Origin of the sequence: Parapusillimonas granuli (assembly GCF_013416525.1) — a bacterium.
Classification (GTDB): Bacteria; Pseudomonadota; Gammaproteobacteria; order Burkholderiales; family Burkholderiaceae_B; genus Parapusillimonas; species Parapusillimonas granuli.
In genome coordinates, this window is the sequence record NZ_JACCEM010000042.1 from 1 (window position 1) to 499 (window position 499).

Here is a 499-nt window from a genome sequence, read left to right on the forward strand (position 1 = left end):
GATAGGCCCGATGCGTCTTCTTGCTACCGGGTTGCAGTACCTGCACAGGGGTTTCATCCGCATGCAGGATCGGCTGGGCCAGGATCTCGTCGCGCAGCGCATCGACCAGCGGCTGCAAGCGCACGCCGCACACGCCGACCCATTCGGCCAACGTCGAGCGGGCGAGCTTTACACCGGCGCGGGCAAAGGTCTGTTCCTGACGGTACAGCGGCAGGTGATCGGCATACTTGGCGACCAACACATGGGCCAGCAGCCCGGAAGTCGCCAAGCCTTTATCGATGATCTGCGCCGGCACCGGCGCCTGGGTCAGCGTCTCGCACTCGCGACACACCCACTTGCCTCGGATGTGGCGCTCGACGCTGAACACGCCCGGCGTGTAGTCCAGTTTCTCGGCGGTGTCCTCACCGATACGTTGCAGCTGATAGCCGCAGGTGCACGTCGTGGAGTCGGGTTCGTGGCGAACCTCAATACGGGGTAGCTCCGCAGGCAAGGCCTGGCG

Annotated in this window: 1 protein-coding gene; it reads right to left on the reverse strand. The window is 64.7% G+C overall.

Going from position 1 to position 499, the window contains the following annotated elements; all coding sequences use genetic code 11:
- On the reverse strand, nt 1-499 hold a 499-nt coding region (tnpC, locus tag H0A72_RS21975; protein WP_180158637.1), incomplete at both ends, for an IS66 family transposase.